The organism is Pseudomonas sp. ADAK7 (assembly GCF_012935675.1).
Classification (GTDB): domain Bacteria; phylum Pseudomonadota; class Gammaproteobacteria; order Pseudomonadales; family Pseudomonadaceae; genus Aquipseudomonas.
On record NZ_CP052861.1, the window covers coordinates 1,751,858 to 1,768,595 of the forward strand.

General features: G+C 61.7%; 14 protein-coding genes. 12 read left to right on the forward strand and 2 right to left on the reverse strand.

The genetic code is table 11. The features are described 5' to 3' along the window. The first annotated feature begins 368 nt into the window (after positions 1 to 368). From HKK53_RS08115 to HKK53_RS08150, 8 genes are all read left to right on the forward strand, one after another. The gene (locus tag HKK53_RS08115; RefSeq protein WP_169370374.1) at positions 369 to 1,223 is read left to right on the forward strand and encodes a MurR/RpiR family transcriptional regulator; all 855 of its coding nucleotides are present in this window, start codon (positions 369 to 371) and stop codon (positions 1,221 to 1,223) included. Between the two features lie 2 nt (positions 1,224 to 1,225). Beyond that, positions 1,226 to 1,870 carry an isochorismatase family cysteine hydrolase gene (locus tag HKK53_RS08120; RefSeq protein WP_169370375.1) on the forward strand — a complete coding sequence of 215 codons (645 nt, stop codon included), beginning with the start codon at positions 1,226 to 1,228 and terminating at the stop codon, positions 1,868 to 1,870. Next, the gene (locus HKK53_RS08125) at positions 1,867 to 3,198 is read left to right on the forward strand and encodes a glutamine synthetase family protein (RefSeq protein WP_169370376.1); all 1,332 of its coding nucleotides are present in this window, start codon (positions 1,867 to 1,869) and stop codon (positions 3,196 to 3,198) included. The genes HKK53_RS08120 and HKK53_RS08125 overlap by 4 nt, the downstream gene beginning before the upstream one ends. Further along, a complete protein-coding gene (locus tag HKK53_RS08130) occupies positions 3,182 to 3,934 on the forward strand; it encodes an N-formylglutamate amidohydrolase (RefSeq protein WP_169370377.1) in 753 nt (250 codons plus the stop codon). The genes HKK53_RS08125 and HKK53_RS08130 overlap by 17 nt, the downstream gene beginning before the upstream one ends. A gap of 67 nt (positions 3,935 to 4,001) precedes the next feature. Next, complete coding sequence (locus tag HKK53_RS08135) at positions 4,002 to 5,351, forward strand: APC family permease (protein ID WP_169370378.1); 1,350 nt, start codon at positions 4,002 to 4,004, stop codon at positions 5,349 to 5,351. A gap of 121 nt (positions 5,352 to 5,472) precedes the next feature. Further along, complete coding sequence (locus tag HKK53_RS08140) at positions 5,473 to 6,489, forward strand: arginine N-succinyltransferase (RefSeq protein ID WP_169370379.1); 1,017 nt, start codon at positions 5,473 to 5,475, stop codon at positions 6,487 to 6,489. 61 nt (positions 6,490 to 6,550) lie between these two features. Beyond that, positions 6,551 to 7,585 (forward strand): arginine N-succinyltransferase, encoded by a 1,035-nt coding sequence (astA, locus tag HKK53_RS08145; RefSeq protein ID WP_169370380.1) that lies wholly within the window; start codon positions 6,551 to 6,553, stop codon positions 7,583 to 7,585. Positions 7,586 to 7,720: 135 nt separating this feature from the next. Next, the gene (locus HKK53_RS08150; protein ID WP_169370381.1) at positions 7,721 to 8,590 is read left to right on the forward strand and encodes an isocitrate lyase/PEP mutase family protein; all 870 of its coding nucleotides are present in this window, start codon (positions 7,721 to 7,723) and stop codon (positions 8,588 to 8,590) included. A 67-nt stretch (positions 8,591 to 8,657) separates the two neighbouring features. Here the strand turns inward: HKK53_RS08150 and HKK53_RS08155 are convergent, their stop codons facing one another. Both HKK53_RS08155 and HKK53_RS08160 read right to left on the reverse strand, forming a co-directional pair. Next, positions 8,658 to 9,899 carry a M20/M25/M40 family metallo-hydrolase gene (locus HKK53_RS08155; protein WP_169370382.1) on the reverse strand — a complete coding sequence of 414 codons (1,242 nt, stop codon included), beginning with the start codon at positions 9,897 to 9,899 and terminating at the stop codon, positions 8,658 to 8,660. 273 nt (positions 9,900 to 10,172) lie between these two features. After that, positions 10,173 to 11,246 carry a diguanylate cyclase gene (locus HKK53_RS08160; protein ID WP_169370383.1) on the reverse strand — a complete coding sequence of 358 codons (1,074 nt, stop codon included), beginning with the start codon at positions 11,244 to 11,246 and terminating at the stop codon, positions 10,173 to 10,175. Between the two features lie 282 nt (positions 11,247 to 11,528). On the opposite strand from HKK53_RS08160, the gene HKK53_RS08165 reads away from it, so the two are divergent. The 4 genes from HKK53_RS08165 to glcE all read left to right on the forward strand — a co-directional run bounded on the left by HKK53_RS08165 (position 11,529) and on the right by glcE (position 16,738). Then, entirely contained in the window at positions 11,529 to 12,983 is a 1,455-nt protein-coding gene (locus tag HKK53_RS08165; protein ID WP_169370384.1) for a flavin-containing monooxygenase, read from the forward strand. Between the two features lie 23 nt (positions 12,984 to 13,006). Beyond that, entirely contained in the window at positions 13,007 to 13,936 is a 930-nt protein-coding gene (locus HKK53_RS08170) for an alpha/beta fold hydrolase (RefSeq protein ID WP_169370385.1), read from the forward strand. Between the two features lie 253 nt (positions 13,937 to 14,189). Beyond that, positions 14,190 to 15,689 (forward strand): glycolate oxidase subunit GlcD, encoded by a 1,500-nt coding sequence (gene glcD / locus HKK53_RS08175; RefSeq protein ID WP_169370386.1) that lies wholly within the window; start codon positions 14,190 to 14,192, stop codon positions 15,687 to 15,689. After that, positions 15,689 to 16,738: a glycolate oxidase subunit GlcE gene (glcE, locus tag HKK53_RS08180; RefSeq protein ID WP_169370387.1), complete on the forward strand. Its 1,050-nt coding sequence runs from the start codon at positions 15,689 to 15,691 to the stop codon at positions 16,736 to 16,738. The genes glcD and glcE overlap by 1 nt, the downstream gene beginning before the upstream one ends.

The following is a 16,738-nucleotide window of genomic DNA, read 5'->3' on the forward strand; positions in this document are numbered from 1 at the left end:
CATTGGAAACGCAAACGGCAACACGCCGTAAACAATTGGCTGATTGTGCCGCAAGACAGGGCTAGGGGGTAAAGCGATCAGTCAAGGAGCCCCTCGCCACAGCAAGCTTTCTCGCCCCAAATTGTTCACTGGCCAGCCTGTCGCGTAAAAATTCTTCAACGGAAAACGGCGATCTCCGACACAGCTATAGACAATGTCCTACACCCTCAGTCGACATCCACGTAGGCCTTATGCCACGGGCGTTTCACCCGATTTCAACGCTTGGCATTCCCGTTTAAAAATTCACTAGACATGTAGCGTGCGTTACATAAATACTGTTTTAGCGAAATGTGAAATAAAACCGACACACCCCTCCAGCAGGAGCCCGGATGCCCCCCCTCAGAGACCTGATCACCGATCCCGGCCTGGACCTCACGCCATCGGAACGCAAAGTCATCCGCGCCTTGCTCGACCAGTACCCGCGTAACGGGCTGGGGCCGATGTCGCGTTTGGCCGAACATGCCGGTGTCAGCGATCCGACCATCGTGCGGCTGGTGAAAAAACTCGGCTTTGGCGGTTACGCCGAATTCCAGGACGCCCTGCTCAGCGACATGGACCACCGCCTGCGCTCCCCCAGCGCCCTGTTGCAACCTCGCGCCCACCTGCAAAAAGACGATCCGTGGAGCCATTACCTGGCCGAAACCCATCGCTCGCTCGTGGAAACCCAGGCCCTGACCCAACCCGAAGATGTGCGAATCCTGGTGGAATGGTTGCTCGATGTCCGCCATCAGGTGCATTGCTTCGGCGGGCGCTTCAGCAGTTTCCTCGCCAACTATTTGCTCAACCATTTGCGCCTGCTGCGTCCTGGTTGCTTTGCCCTGGACGACAACGCCCAGTTGCCGGACCGTTTGTTTGACGTGCAGCGCCAGGACGTGGTGCTGGTGTTCGATTATCGGCGTTACCAGTGCCAGGCCCTGCGCGTGGCCAGTGCGGCGAAAAATCGGTATGCGCGGGTGGTGCTGTTCACCGACATCTATGCCTCGCCACTGCGGGAAATGGCCGACTTGATCATCAGTGCGCCGGTCGAATCAGTGTCGGCGTTCGACAGCATGGTCCCGGCACTGGCGCAGATTGAAGCACTGATCGCCTGCCTGACCCTGCGCAGCCCCGATCTGGCCGATCGCCTGGAAGGCATCGATGCCGTGCGCGCCGAATTCGACACCCACCTGCTGGAGGAAAAATAAGGATGTTTACGCTCCCCCACCGCTCGCCCCGCGACCTGCCATTTGTCACCGACCACACCGCGCTGTTGCTGGTCGACATGCAACGGGCCTGGCTCGAACCGCAGTTCGACCCGCACCTCAATGACCCGGACGCCGAATACTTCCTGACCCGCACCCACATGCAGGTGGTGCCCAACCAGCGGCGGTTGCTCAGCGCCTTTCGCAGCGCCCGACAGAACGTGCTGCACACCCTGATCGAAAGCCTCACCGCCGATGGCCGCGACCGCTCCCTGGACCACAAACTCTCGGACATGCACCTGCCCAAGGGCAGCCCGCAGGCGCAAATTATCGACGACCTGACGCCGACGGAAAACGAAGTGGTGTTACCCAAGACTTCCTCCGGGGTGTTCAACTCCACCAGCATCGACTACGTGCTGCGCAACCTCGGGACGCGGCACCTGATCATCGCCGGCATTGTCACCGACCAATGCGTGGACATGGCCGTGCGCGACGCCGCCGACCGTGGCTATCTGGTGACAATGGTCGAAGACGCTTGCGCCACCTACACCGCCGAACGCCATCAAGCCTGCCTCAACGCGATCAAGGGCTACTGCTGGATTACCGATACCCAGACCGTGCTCGCCCGTTTGCAGGACATGCAACCATGAGCGCGCGCCTGCTGCCGGTGCCAATGACCACGATCGTCACCACCGACCTGATCGGCGTGACCCGTGGGCGTTCCTTTCCGACTGATGAGCTGGAGCATTATCAAGCCGCCGGTTGCGGCTGGGTGCCGGCCAACAGCGCGCTGACCCCGCAAGACGTCATTGCCTCGACCAATCCGTGGGGCGCCTATGGTGACTTGCGCCTGATTCCCGAGCTGAGCAGCCGGGTCACGGTCAGCAACGGCCCGGACGCCAACGCCCCGGCGCTGGATTTCATCCACGGTGACATTCGCGAAACCGATGGCCGTCCCTGGAGCGCTTGCCCGCGCACGCTGCTGCGCAACGAGGTGGAGCGCTATCGGGCCGAACTGGGTGTGCAGGTCAACGCCGCGTTCGAACATGAATTCAATCTGGATTGCGGGGCTGCCGAACACCTGGCGTTCACCCTGGAAGCCCAGCGCCAGGGCGCCGAATTTGGCGGCTGGCTGCTCAGCGCCTTGCGCGCCGGGGGCGTCGAGCCGGAGATGTTTCTACCGGAATACGGCAAGCACCAATACGAAATCACCTGCCGTCCGACACTGGGGGTCGCGGCGGCTGATCGTGCAGTCAACGTGCGCGAGATCACCCGGGAAATCGCCCGGCAAATGGGCCTTGGCCTGAGCTTCGCACCGAAGACCGCCGAGCACGCGGTGTGCAACGGCGTGCATTTGCATATCAGCCTGCAAGACCTGGCCGGGCAACCGCTGCTGTACGACGCCGGCACCACCAACGGCCTGTCGACCCTCGGCCAGCACTGGGCCGCCGGTGTCCTGCATTATTTGCCGGCCCTTTGCGCCTTTACCGCGCCGACGCCGGTGTCCTACGAGCGTTTGCAGCCCCACCACTGGAGCGCCTCCTACGCCTGCCTTGGCCAGCGCAACCGCGAAGCGGCGCTGCGGATTTGTCCGACGGTGAGCCTGGGCGGCAAGTCCGTGGCGGCGCAGTACAACCTGGAATTTCGCGCCATGGACGCCACCGCCTCACCGCACCTGGCCATGGCCGCGCTACTGATTGCCGGGCGCCTCGGCATCGAGCAGCGCCTGGCGCTGAACGCGATCACCGATGAAATCCCCGACGCCCTGAACGAAGAACAACGCCAGGCCCGGGGCATCGTCGCCCTTCCCGCCTCGCTGGCCCAGGCCCTGGACTGCCTGCGCAACAGCGAGGCGCTGATCGAAGCCTTGCCCCAGGCCTTGCTCGACACCTATTTCGCCCTGAAAACCGAGGAACTGACGCTGACGGAACAGCTCTCGCCCGCCGACCTTTGTGAGCACTATGCGCGCTTGTACTGAATCCGTTGAAGTGGGGCTCTACACCGAGCCCCCGTACACCCTGAGCCGGGAAGCCTCCGAGCACCCGTTGATTCTGGTGTGCGAACACGCCAGCCGTTTTATCCCGCCGGCCTTGCACGACCTGGGCTTGAGCCATGAGGCCGCCCGTGAACACATCGCCTGGGACATCGGCGCCCTGGCCCTGGCCGAGCATTTGTCCGACACCCTCGGCGTGACCTTGCTGGCGGCCAATTATTCGCGGCTGTTGATCGACCTCAACCGCCCACGCCATGCCCCGGACAGCATTCCGGGACAGAGCGAGATCTATCAGGTGCCGGGCAACCAGCAGCTGGATGAAGCCACCCGGGAATACCGCCGGCAGACGCTGTTCACACCGTTTCACACCCGGCTGCAAAGCCTGATCGACGAGCGCCTGGCGCAAGGGCGCGAGGTGCGTGTGGTGGGGATTCACAGTTTCACCCCGGTTTATTACGGCCAGCCCCGACTGCTGGAGGCCGGCGTACTGTTCGGCGAAGCCCGGCAATACGCCGAACGGATCATTGACGGATTGAGCCGGCATCCGCTTAAAGTGGCCGGCAATCAGCCGTACAAGATCGACCCGCAGGGGGACATGACCGTGCCGGTGCACGGCGATGCCCGCGGGTTGGAATCGGTGTTGATCGAGGTGCGTAACGACCTGCTGCGTACCCCCGAAGCGATTGAGCGCTGGGCTGGCTACCTCGCCCCGCTGCTGTAGAAAAAAGCTGAACGCTGACGCTATAAAAACTAACAAAGCCTGAATGACTGACAAGGAGAAACGCTTCATGGAAATAGAAGAATTCGGCTACAAACAGGAGTTGAAACGCAGCCTGACCCTGACGGACCTGGTGGTGTACGGGATGATTTTCATGATCCCCATCGCCCCGTTCGGCGTTTATGGCTACGTCAACGCCGAAGCGCCGGGCATGGTCCCCCTGGCGTACATCATCGGCATGGTCGCGATGCTGTTCACCGCCCTCAGTTACGGCAGCATGGCCCGGGCTTTTCCGATTGCCGGCTCGGTGTATTCCTACGCCCAACGGGGGCTGAATCCACACGTCGGCTTCATCGCCGGTTGGTTGATGTTGCTCGATTACCTGCTGATTCCGCCGCTGCTGTACGTCTACGCGGCGATGGCGCTGAATCACCTGTACCCGGACATTCCAAAAGTGGGTTTCATCCTGGCGTTTCTGGTCAGCGCAACCTTTGTGAACCTGCGCGGCATCACTTTTACCGCACGGATGAACATCGTTTTTCTGCTGGCGCAACTGGTGGTATTGGGGATCTTCCTGTTCTACGCCTGGAATGCCCTGCACAGCGGCGGCGGTCACGGTGAACTGACCCTGGCGCCGCTGTACAACCCGGCAACGTTCAACTTCGCCCTGCTGATGCAAGCGGTGTCGATTGCGGTGTTATCGTTCCTCGGTTTCGACGCGATTTCCACCCTCGCCGAAGAGATCAAGGGCGATCCGGGCCGCAGCGTCGGCAAGGCTGCGTTGATTACTTTGCTGGTGATGGGTGTGATCTTCGTTGTGCAGACTTGGATTGCCACCGACCTGGCCGCCGGCATGGGCTTCAAATCCGCCGACACCGCATTCTATGAAATCGCTGAAATCGCTGCCGGCAGCTGGCTCGCGACCCTCACTGGCGTGGCCACGGCCCTCGCGTGGGGCGTGGCGGTGGCGATTACCTCGCAAGCGGCGGTGTCGCGGCTGCTGTTCGGCATGGCGCGGGACGGCAAACTGCCGAAAGTGCTGGCCAGGGTCCATCCCAAACACAACACGCCTTACATCAGTATTTACCTGGTGGCGGTGTTGTCGCTGGTGATCTGCTACCTGTTCATCAATTCGGTGGACACCCTCACCTCCCTGGTCAACTTCGGTGCCTTGAGCGGCTTCATGCTGCTGCACCTGACCGTGATCAATTACTACTGGCGCCGGCAGCAATCCGGCCAGGTGATCCGTCACCTGCTGTGCCCGGTGATCGGCTTCATCATCGTCGCGGCCATCATGTACAACATGGGCGTCGATGCGCAGAAACTCGGGCTGATCTGGATTGCCCTGGGTCTGGTCTATCTGTTCTTTCTAAACAAGCTGGGCGCCAGCACGACGCTGGCCGACCCGAGCAACGTCTGACAAGAAAAAGGGCGGCGTCTGACAACAGATCAGGCGACCGCCGCTTTAACGCGTGGAAACCGACAGTGATAGTCAGGTTCGACGGCACTACCGCCGAACCCTTTGATACAGGAGTACATCCATGCTGGTCTTACGCCCAGTCGAATTAACCGACCTGCCCCAGTTACAACAACTGGCCCGTGACAGCCTGGTGGGCGTCACGTCCCTGCCGGATGACAGCGAGCGCCTGCGGGAGAAGATTCTCGATTCCTGCGCCTCTTTCAACAAAGACGTTGAAGGCCATGGCCCGGAAAACTACTTTTTCGTCCTCGAAGACCTGGCCACCCAGCGTCTGGCGGGCTGCTCGGAAATCCTCGCCACCGCCGGCTTCAACGAGCCGTTCTACAGCTTGCGTAACCGCCATTTCACCAGCGTCTCCCGGGAACTGAACATCGAGCACGGCGTGCCGGCGCTGTCGTTGTGTCACGACCTCAGCGGCCACACCTTGCTGCGCGGCTTTCACATCGATGCCGAGCTGGTGCGCACACCGTTTTCCGAACTGCTGTCACGGGCGCGGCTGTTGTTTATCGCGGCGCATGCGGCGCGCTTCTCCGACGCGGTGATCACCGAAATCGTCGGTTACAGCGATGAGCAAGGCCAGTCGCCGTTCTGGGATGCCTTGGGCAAACATTTTTTCGATTTGCCTTACGTCGAGGCGGAACGGCTTTGTGGTCTGGAGAGCCGGACCTTTCTCGCCGAACTGATGCCGCAATACCCGATCTACGTGCCGATGCTGCCCCAGGCGGCGCAAGATTGCATCGGCCGCATCCACCCCGACGGCCAGGAGGCGTTCGACATCCTGGAGCGCGAAGGCTTCGAAACCAACAGCTACATCGACCTGTTCGACGGCGGCCCGACGCTGTATGCGCGCACGCCGGGTATTCGCTCCATCGCCCATAGCCACACCGCTACCACGCAGCCCGTCGAAGTCATCGACGCCCGTGGCAGCTATTTGGTCAGCAACGATTCGCTCAAGGGTTACCGGGCCATCGTGGCCGAACTGGATTTCATCGCCGGACAACCGGTGGGCCTGAGCGCCGAGATGTGCGCGGCCCTGAACGTGACCGACGGCAGCCCGATCCGGCTGATCGCCCTGTGAGCAACACCCGGCCCCGTGCCCAACGACAGCGCCCGAGCACGCGCGCAATAGGAGCTGCATCATGATTGTCCGTCCGGTTCAAGTCACCGACCTGCCCGCCCTGCTGGTGCTGGTGCAACAGGCCGGCCCCGGGTTTACCACCCTGCCGGCCAACGAGGAGCGCCTGGGCCACCGTTTGCGCTGGGCGCAACGGACCTTCGCCGAACAGGTCGAACGCGCCGATGCCGATTATCTGTTCGTGCTCGAAGACGACGATCAGCGCGTGGTCGGGGTCAGTGCCCTGACCGGGGCCGTGGGCATGCGCGAGCCCTGGTACAACTACCGGGTCGGGTTGACCGTCAGTTCATCGCCGGACCTGGGCATCCAGAAACAGATCCCGACGTTGTTCCTGAACAACGAAATGACCGGCCAATCGGAACTCTGCTCGCTGTTTCTGCGCCCCGATCAACGCCAGGGCTATAACGGGCGGTTGCTGTCGCTGGGGCGGTTGCTGTTCGTTGCCGAGTTCCCACAGTTGTTCGGCGACAAACTGATTGCCGAACTGCGCGGCACTGCCGACGAACAAGGCCGCTCACCGTTTTGGGACAGCCTCGGCCGGCACTTTTTCAAGACCGATTTCAGCCACGCCGATCACTTGTCGGGGCTGGGCAACAAATCGTTCATCGCCGAACTGATGCCGCGCCAACCCTTGTACACCTGCCTGCTCACCGAACAGGCCCAGGCCGTGATCGGCAAGGCCCACCCGAACACCGAACCGGCCTTGAAAATCCTCAATGCCGAGGGGTTTGCCCACCGCGACTACATCGACATCTTTGACGGCGGACCGGTGATCGAAGCCCAGATCGCGAAAATCCGCACCGTGCGCGACAGCCAGCCACTGGTGCTGGGCATCGGCACGCCGGACGAACAGGCGCCGGCGTGGCTGATCCACAACCGGCGCATGGAAAACTGCCGCATCACCACCGCCAAGGCGCGACTGGTGGGCAACAGCCTGATCGTCGACCGCCTCACTGCCAAACGCCTGCAACTGCAACCGGGGAACTCGGTGCGGGCGGTGCGGTTGCTGGATCAGGCGCAGCAGGCGGTGGCGGCTTGATTAACCTCTGAAGCCTCCCACAACCCGCCTGAAAATTCGTCATCATCCTTACCCCGCCCGCGTGATAGCCTTTTGTTCCTTCGGCGTTGACACTTTTGCTCAAGCCCTTCCATTCCAATGCAGTGGTGGAACTATATGTCCAGGCTTTCCCATCAAGATTTGCGCCGTAACTTTCGCCAATTGCTGGCTTCCGACGCGTGCTACCACACCGCTTCCGTGTTCGACCCGATGTCGGCGCGTATCGCGGCGGACCTGGGTTTTGAAGTCGGGATTCTCGGTGGCTCGGTCGCCTCGTTGCAGGTGCTGGGCGCCCCGGATTTCGCCTTGATCACCCTCAGCGAATTCGCCGAACAGGCCACCCGTATCGGCCGTGTGGCCCAGTTGCCATTCATCGCCGACGCCGACCACGGCTACGGCAACGCGCTGAACGTGATGCGCACCATCGTCGAACTGGAACGCGCCGGCGTCGCCGCGCTGACCATCGAAGACACCCTGCTGCCCGCGCAATTCGGCCGCAAATCCACGGACTTGATCGGGGTCGCCGAAGGTGTCGGCAAAATCCGCGCGGCGCTGGAAGCCCGGGTCGACAAGGAAATGGCGATCATCGCCCGCACCAATGCGGGGATCCTGCCGATCCAGGAAATCATCAACCGCACCCAGCAATACCAGAACGCCGGGGCCGATGGCATCTGCATGGTCGGCGTCCAGGACTTCGACCAACTGGAAAAAATCGCCGAACATTTGAGCGTGCCGCTGATGCTGGTCACCTACGGCAACCCGGCCCTGCGCGACGACAAACGCCTGGCGGAACTGGGTGTACGGGTCACCATCGATGGCCACGGCGCGTACTTTGCGGCGATCAAGGCGACGTACGACAGCCTGCGCGAACAACGGCAGATCTTTACCCAGGCCTCGGATCTGAGCGCGACCGAGCTGACGCATACCTATACGCAGCCTGAAGAATACATTCGTTGGGCGGAAGAGTTTATGCGCGTGAAAGAGTGATTACGGCGCCAGTCGGCACACCGCTAATCTGATCGTTCCCACGCTCCGCGTGGGAACGATCAGTGGCTTACCGCTTGGCCAACTCCATAATCATCCGCGACAACAGGTAAATCCGCGGCGCCACGCTTTCCACTTCCGCGTATTCCTCCGGGGTATGAATGTTGCCGCCGACAATCCCGAACCCGTCCAGCGTCGGCGTACCCACGCCAGCGGAGAGGCTGGCATCCGCCGCGCCGCCGCTGCCTTCTTCGGTCAACTTGCGGCCAATTTCGCCGTAAATCCCCTGGGCCATGGCCATCAGGCGATCGGATTCCGGCGTCTGCGGCATCGGTGGCAAGCCACGTTGCAGGGTGGTGGTGACTTCGGTATCCGGGATCAACTTATCCTTGGATACCCGCGCCAGATCCTTCTCGATCCGGTCGAATTCTTCCGGCACCGCCGCGCGCACGTCAGCCTTGGCGGTGGCCTGGTCCGGGATCACGTTGGTGCGGTCGCCAGCCTTGAGCACGGTGAAGTTGATGGTGGTTTTCTTCGCTTCGTCGCCGAGTTTGCCCAGCTGCAGAATCTGGTGCGCCGCTTCCATCGCCGCATTACGCCCCAGTTCCGGCGCGACGCCGGCGTGGGCTGCTTTACCCTTCACTTCGACCACAGCAGTAGCGCTGCCTTTGCGCCACACCACCAGGCCATCCGCCGGGCGACCCGGTTCGAGGTTGAGGGTAACGTCGTGGGCCTTGGCGGTTTTCTTGATCAGGTCGGTGGCGACGTCCGAGCCGGTTTCTTCGCTGGCATCGAGCAGGAAGGTGATTTGCGCATAGTCCTTGAAGTCGAGGTTTTTCAGGACTTTCAGCGCGTAGATCCCGGCGACAATCCCGCCCTTGTCGTCCATCACTCCCGGCCCGTAGGCGCGGCCGTCCTTGATGTGGAACGGGCGCTCGGCGGCCGAGCCTTCCTTGAACACGGTGTCCATGTGCGCCATCAGCAGGATTTTCGCCTTACCGGTGCCTTTGAGCGTGGCGATTACGTGGCTGCTCTTGTCCGGGGTGTTCGGCACCAGTTCAATGCTGAAGCCGAGTTTTTTCAGCTCGTCGACGGCGATATCACGGACCTGGGTCAGGCCGGGTTCGTAGCCGGAACCGGTGTCGATATTGACCAGTTTTTCCAGCAGCTTCAGGGCTTCGGCCTTGTATTGCTCGGAGTCGGCAAGCACTTGTTTGTTCGGTTCGGCGAAGGCGGCGGGCGCGAAAGCGCCGAGGGCGAAGGTCAGGGCGAGGCTGGTGGCCAGTGGGGAACGCGCGAGTTTGAAGGTCATGAATCGATCCTTGTTTCTTGTCGGGGTAGTCGAACCCTACCTGACTGCGACGCAAGGCTCTATACCGGATACGACACTGAGCGTTCGTTTTACAAGCCCAAAGCCCCCGTAGCAGCTGTCGAGCACCGCGAGGCAGCGTTCGGCGGCGCAGCCGTCGTGAAATCAGGCAACGCGGTGTATCAGGTGGACCGCGTGCGCAGGGTTTGCGACGGCTTCGCCGCCGAACGCTGCCTCGCGGTGCTCGACAGCTGCTACGTGTAGGGTTTTAGACGCTCAGACCGAGTCAAATAACTCATGCCGAGGCTTGCCGTCACTGCTGCAGATAACCCGGTTGCGCCCTGTAGTTTTGGCTTCGTAAAGCGCCTGATCGGCATCGTTGAGCCACAACGTCGCGTCGGAATGCGCCGGATTGAACGCGGCCAAACCAATGCTAAGGCTGACTTTCAGCGCCGGATTCTGCTCATAGCCGAGGGTGGCGAAACGGTCGCGCAAGGCGTCCATCGCGGCGGCGGCGCTGTTCAGGGGCAGGTCCGGGAGAATCACGCAGAACTCGTCACCCCCATAGCGCCCGGCGACGTCCGCTGCACGCAGGTTCTGCTTGAGCATTTTGCTCAGTTGGCGCAGGACGATGTCCCCGGCGACATGGCCGTAGGTGTCGTTGATGGTTTTGAAATGGTCGATGTCGATCAGCGCAATCGCCCCGCCCTGATTCTGTCGCTGGCAGCGCTGGAATTCGACTTCCAGTTGATCCTTCCAGGCGCCGTGGTTGAGCAGACCGGTGAGGCTGTCGGTGCGGCTCAGGGCGAGCAATTCGCGTTTCTGCCGGCCGAGGGTATTGGCCTGGCGAAAGCAGATCCAGCCCAGCGCCAGCGGGTACAGGCACAACAACGGCAAGCAGGCATACAGCTGCAACGGACTGGTTTGCGGGATAAACGCGGGAGTGAAAACCAATAGTCCGATGCCCACTCCGAGGATCTGCGCCACGGTCCCGGCCAACAGAAAACGCAAGCCGCCGATGGCGACGTTGTTCATCGCCATCATCGAAATGGTGGTGGCGCTGGGCAATGGATTGAACTGCATGGCCACGACCCAGAAGCCGCCGAGAAAGGCGTCTACCAGCAAGTTGCGGTGTTCGGCGTGATAAGGGAGTGTGGCGCGGCGGGCCCATTGGTAGGCCAGGTGCGGCCAGATAATGCCGTTGAACAGCATCACCGCCCAGACCCAAGGCGCAGGATTGAGCGGGTACATCGCCGCACTCACGCACAACAAACCCAAGGCCAAACCCAGGGTTCGCGACGTGTAGAGCCTCCTGGCCAGTGAAAGTCCCTTTCCTCCCGTTTTTGCCATAGAGGCCTCTACCACTGAACGGAATCTGATTACACCGGGGGTTGCGGGTGTGAACGGAGTCTATCAGGGCAACGTTAAATAGCCATCACCGGCTGGCGGTGAATACCCTGCTATCTGTAGGAGCGAGGCTTGCCCGCGAAGAACGATGACACGGTACGCCTGATGCACCGCGTTATCGTTCTTCGCGGGCAAGCCTCGCTCCTACAAATGCAAATGCGCAAACGGCGCCCTATGGCTATACATGAAGGAAGGGTTTAATAAACAACGACAAACAGGAGGCCCATGCCAACCTTTCAGGTATTGATCATCGGCAGCGGATTTGGCGGACAGTGTGCGGCGATCAATTTGCTCAAGGCGGGAATCAGCGATTTTCGCTTGCTGGAACGGCGGGACTTTTTCGGCGGCACCTGGTGCCAGAACACCTACCCCGGTGCAGCCGTCGATGTGCCCTCGCCCCTGTATTCGCTGTCTTTCGCGCCTTATCAGTGGACGCAGATGTTCGCCGAACAGGCCGAACTGCATCGCTACACCCAGTACGTGGTGGAGCGTTTCGGCTTGCGCGACAAGGTAGAGCTTGAGGCCAACGTCGAAGGCATCGAATGGGATGACGCCAATAAACGCTGGGAAGTCCGCACCGGCAGCAAAGGCACGTACTACGCGCAGTTCCTGATCAACGCCACCGGGCCGCTGAGCCAACCCGTCGTCCCACACTTCGAAGGCGTGGAACGCTTCCAGGGCAAAACCTTTCACACCAACCATTGGGACCATTCCTACGATTACACGGGTAAACGCGTGGCTATTGTTGGCAGCGGCGCCAGTGCAGCCCAGGTCATTCCGGCCATCGCACCCAACGTCGAACACCTGCACGTCTTCCAACGCACCGCCCATTGGGTATTACCCCGCGCCGATCGAACTTTCGGCCGCTTCCAGCGCTGGCTACTGGGGGTGAAACCGGCTTACAAACTGCTGCGCTGGACGATCTACTGGTTATTCGAAACCCGGGTGATCGCCTTCAAATACTCAAAACCGGCGATTCATCTGGTTCAGCAGCAAGCCCTGCGCTTGCTTAAGCGCCAAGTGCCCGACCCCGAGTTGCGACGCAAGTTGACTCCGGATTTCACCATCGGCTGTAAACGGGTGCTGGTCTCCAGCACGCTGTATCCGGCGCTGGGCCGACCCAACGTGACGTTGCACGCGCGCGAACAAGGCATCGCCTCTCTCGACGAAACCGGGATCAACACCCTGGACGGCCAGCACATCGACGTTGACCTGATCGTCTGGTCCACCGGCTACGACGCCACCGACGGGGTGATTTCCTACCCGGTCACCGGCAAGAACGGCAAGCGCCTGAAAGATGTCTGGGCCCAATACCCGCGCGCCTACCTGGGCACCAGCCTGCCGGACTTTCCCAACCTGTTTATCGTCACCGGCCCCAACACCGGCATCGGCCACACCTCGGCGCTGTTCATCATCGAATCGCAGATGAATTACATCTTCGGCTGCATCCGCACACTAAAAGAACAGGGCCTGCGCAGCATTGAAGTACGCCCCGAGGCGGAACGTACCTACACTGAAATGATCCACCGGGAAATGGAACGCACGGTGTGGAAGTCCGGGGGCTGCCACAGTTGGTATCAAAGCAAGAGCGGTCATGTGATCGCCATGTTTCCGGGGTTCAGTTTCAGCTATCACCGCTTGACCAAGGCACTGAAACCCGCCGACCACATTCTGTCCTGATCACGTAAAAAGGAAGACGCCTGATGCTTTTGTTGGTTGTCGCAATCGCGGTTTTTGTGGCCTGGAGCTGGTTGAGTTACCCGGCCATCGGCCATTGGCTGTATGACCTGAGCATGGCCCTGGAGGCCAAGCTGTATCGGCTGCACAAGATCGTGGTGCCGATCAGCGAGATGACCGTCTCGACCTGGCAAGGCGGGCCGTATGAAGCCGCCAGCGCGGTGTTGATGCTGCACGGCTACAGTGCCGACAAGAACCTCTGGCTGCGCTTTGCCCGGCATTTTGTCGGCGACTACCGGGTGATCATCCCCGACCTCGCCGGCCATGGCGAAACCGGCTTCAAGGCCGGCGGCGGCTACGACATCGGCTTGCAGGCCAAGCGAATGATCCAGTTGCTCGACGTTTGCGGGGTCGAAAAAGTGCATGTGATCGGCAACTCCATGGGCGGCTACATCGCGGCCTGGCTGGCGGCCACTTATCCCGAGCGGATTGCCTCGGTGGCGCTGATCGATCCGGCGGGCGTCACCGCTCCCGAAATCAGCGACCTGGAGCGTCACTTGGCCAAGGGGCACAACCCGTTTTTGATCAACTCCAAGGAAGAATTCCAGTACTTCTACGCCATGACCATGGCCAACCCGCCGTGGGTGCCGGGAGTGGTGCTCGACGCCGTCGCCCAGCGCTACGAACAAAGCCGCGACGAACTGGCGGAGATCTTCGAGGACTTCCGCGCCAGCCCACCGATGGAGCCGAAACTCGCCGACATCAAATGCCCGGCGCTGTTGCTCTGGGGGCGCAAGGACCGCTTGATCGACGTCAGCAGCGTGGCGGTGTGGAGCAAGGGCATTGATAACTTGCGGGTGGACATCTGGGAAGGCATTGGCCATATGCCGATGGTCGAGCAACCGGTGAGGACGGCGCGGTTGTATCGGGAGTTTTTAGGGGAAGTGCGCACGTAACCCTGTAGCAGCTGCCGAAGGCTGCGTTCGCCCGTAGCAGCTGTCGAGCTTGCGAGGCTACGTTCGCCCGTAGCAGCTGTCGAGCTTGCGAGGCTGCGTTCGGCTGCGAAGCAGTCGTGAATTCAGCCAGCGCGGTGCCTCAGGAGACAGAGTGCTCAGGTTTGACGACTGCTTCGCAGCCGAACGCAGCCTCGCAGCCTCGCAAGCTCGACAGCTGCTACAAGGGTGATGTTTGAGATAAGGGACAGCATTGATGAACATTCTTTATGACGAACGCATCGACGGCGCGTTGCCCGATGTCGACAAAGCCGCCCTGCTCAACCGCCTGCACCAGCAAATCCCCGACCTGGACCTGCTCTGGCGCGAAGAGGAACTCAAGCCCTACGAATGCGACGGCCTCTCCGCCTACCGCACCACACCGATGCTGGTAGCCCTGCCCCGGCGTCTGGAGCACGTGCAAAAACTCCTCGAAATCTGTCACGCGCAACACGTGCCCGTAGTCGCGCGCGGCGCGGGCACCGGGTTGTCCGGCGGTGCCCTGCCGCTGGAAAAAGGCGTGCTGCTGGTGATGGCGCGCTTCAATAACATCCTGCACATCGACCCCGCCGCTCGCACCGCGCGGGTCCAGCCCGGCGTGCGCAACCTGGCGATCTCCCAGGCTGCGGCGCCGTTCGGCTTGTATTACGCGCCGGATCCGTCCTCGCAAATCGCCTGTTCCATCGGCGGCAACGTCGCGGAAAATGCCGGTGGCGTGCATTGCCTCAAGTACGGCCTGACCGTGCACAACCTGCTGAAACTGGAAGTGCTCACCGTTGAAGGCGAACACCTGACCTTGGGCTCCGACGCGCTGGATTCGCCAGGTTTCGATCTGCTGGCGCTGTTCACCGGCTCCGAAGGCTTGCTGGGGATCATTACCGAAGTCACGGTCAAGTTGCTGCCCAAACCGCAAGTCGCCAAGGTCTTGCTGGCCAGTTTCGATTCGGTGGAAAAAGCCGGCCGCGCCGTGGCCGACATCATCGCCGCCGGGATCATCCCCGGTGGCCTGGAAATGATGGACAACCTGGCGATCCGCGCCGCCGAGGACTTTATCCACGCCGGTTACCCGGTGGACGCCGAGGCGATCCTGCTCTGCGAACTGGACGGCGTCGAAGCCGATGTCCACGACGATTGCCAGCGCGTGCGCGAGGTCATGCAACAGGCCGGCGCCAGCGAAGTGCGCCAGGCCCGGGACGAAGCCGAACGCGTGCGCTTCTGGGCCGGACGCAAAAATGCCTTCCCGGCCATCGGCCGCCTCTCGCCGGATTACTACTGCATGGACGGCACCATCCCCCGCCGCGAATTGCCCGGCGTGCTCGAAGGCATCGCCCGCCTCGGCGCCGAACATGGCTTGCGCGTGGCCAATGTGTTCCATGCCGGCGACGGCAATATGCATCCGCTGATCCTGTTCGACGCCAACCAGCCCGGCGAACTGGCCCGGGCGGAAGCGTTGGGCGGGCAAATACTGGAATTGTGCGTGAAGGTCGGCGGCAGCATCACCGGCGAACACGGCGTGGGACGGGAGAAAATCAATCAGATGTGCGCGCAGTTCAACAGCGACGAGTTGACCCTGTTTCACGCGGTAAAAGCGGCGTTCGACCCGCAGGGCCTGCTCAACCCCGGCAAGAACATCCCGACCCTGCACCGCTGCGCGGAATTCGGCGCGATGCACATTCACGCCGGGCAATTGCCGTTTCCTGAACTGGAGCGCTTCTGATGGCGGATTTCGATGCCAGCGAGGCGTTGCTCGCGCAGGTCAATCAGGCCCGGGACAACGCCACGCCGCTGCGGATTCAGGGCAGCAACAGCAAAGCGTTTCTTGGCCGCGAGGTGGCCGGGGAAGTGCTCGACACCCGTGCCCATCGCGGCATTGTCAGCTATGACCCGACGGAATTGGTGGTCAGTGTTCGTGCCGGCACGCCTTTGACCGAACTGCTGGCGGCGCTCGACGCAAAGGGGCAAATGCTGCCCTGCGAACCTCCGTCATTTGGTGAAGGCGCCACCGTCGGCGGAATGATCGCTGCGGGGCTGTCCGGGCCACGGCGCCCATGGTCGGGTTCGGTGCGCGACTTTGTCCTCGGCACCCGCGTCATTACCGGCCTCGGCAAACACCTGCGCTTTGGCGGCGAAGTGATGAAGAACGTCGCCGGTTATGACCTGTCGCGCTTGCTGGTGGGCAGTTACGGTTGCCTCGGCGTGCTGACCGAAGTCTCGCTCAAAGTGCTGCCAAAACCCCGGCAATGCTTGAGCATCAGCCTGGAAGTCGACAGCGCCCGCGCCCTGATCAAACTGGCCGAATGGGGCCAACAACCGCTGCCGATCAGCGCGGCGAGCCATGATGGTCAGCGCCTTTTTCTGCGACTGGAAGGTGGCGAAGGCTCGGTGACGGCGGCTCATCAACGGCTGGGCGGCGAGCCGCTGGACTCGGGGTATTGGGCGGCATTGAACGAGCAGCGACTGGCGTTTTTCGATGAGGGCCTGCCGTTGTGGCGGCTGTCCCTGCCCAACAACCTCGGACCTTTGCAGCTGCCCGGTGAACAACTGATCGACTGGGCCGGCGCGCAACGCTGGTTGAAATCCGAGGCGGGCAATATTCAGTCGCTGGCCCATGAACTGGGCGGCCACGCCACCTGTTTCAGTCATGGCTTCAGTGACACACCTTTCCAGCCATTGGCCCCGGCGCTGCTGCGCTACCACCGGCAACTCAAGGCGCAACTGGACCCGCAAGGGCTGTTCAACCCTGGCCGGATGTACGCGGAGTTCTAG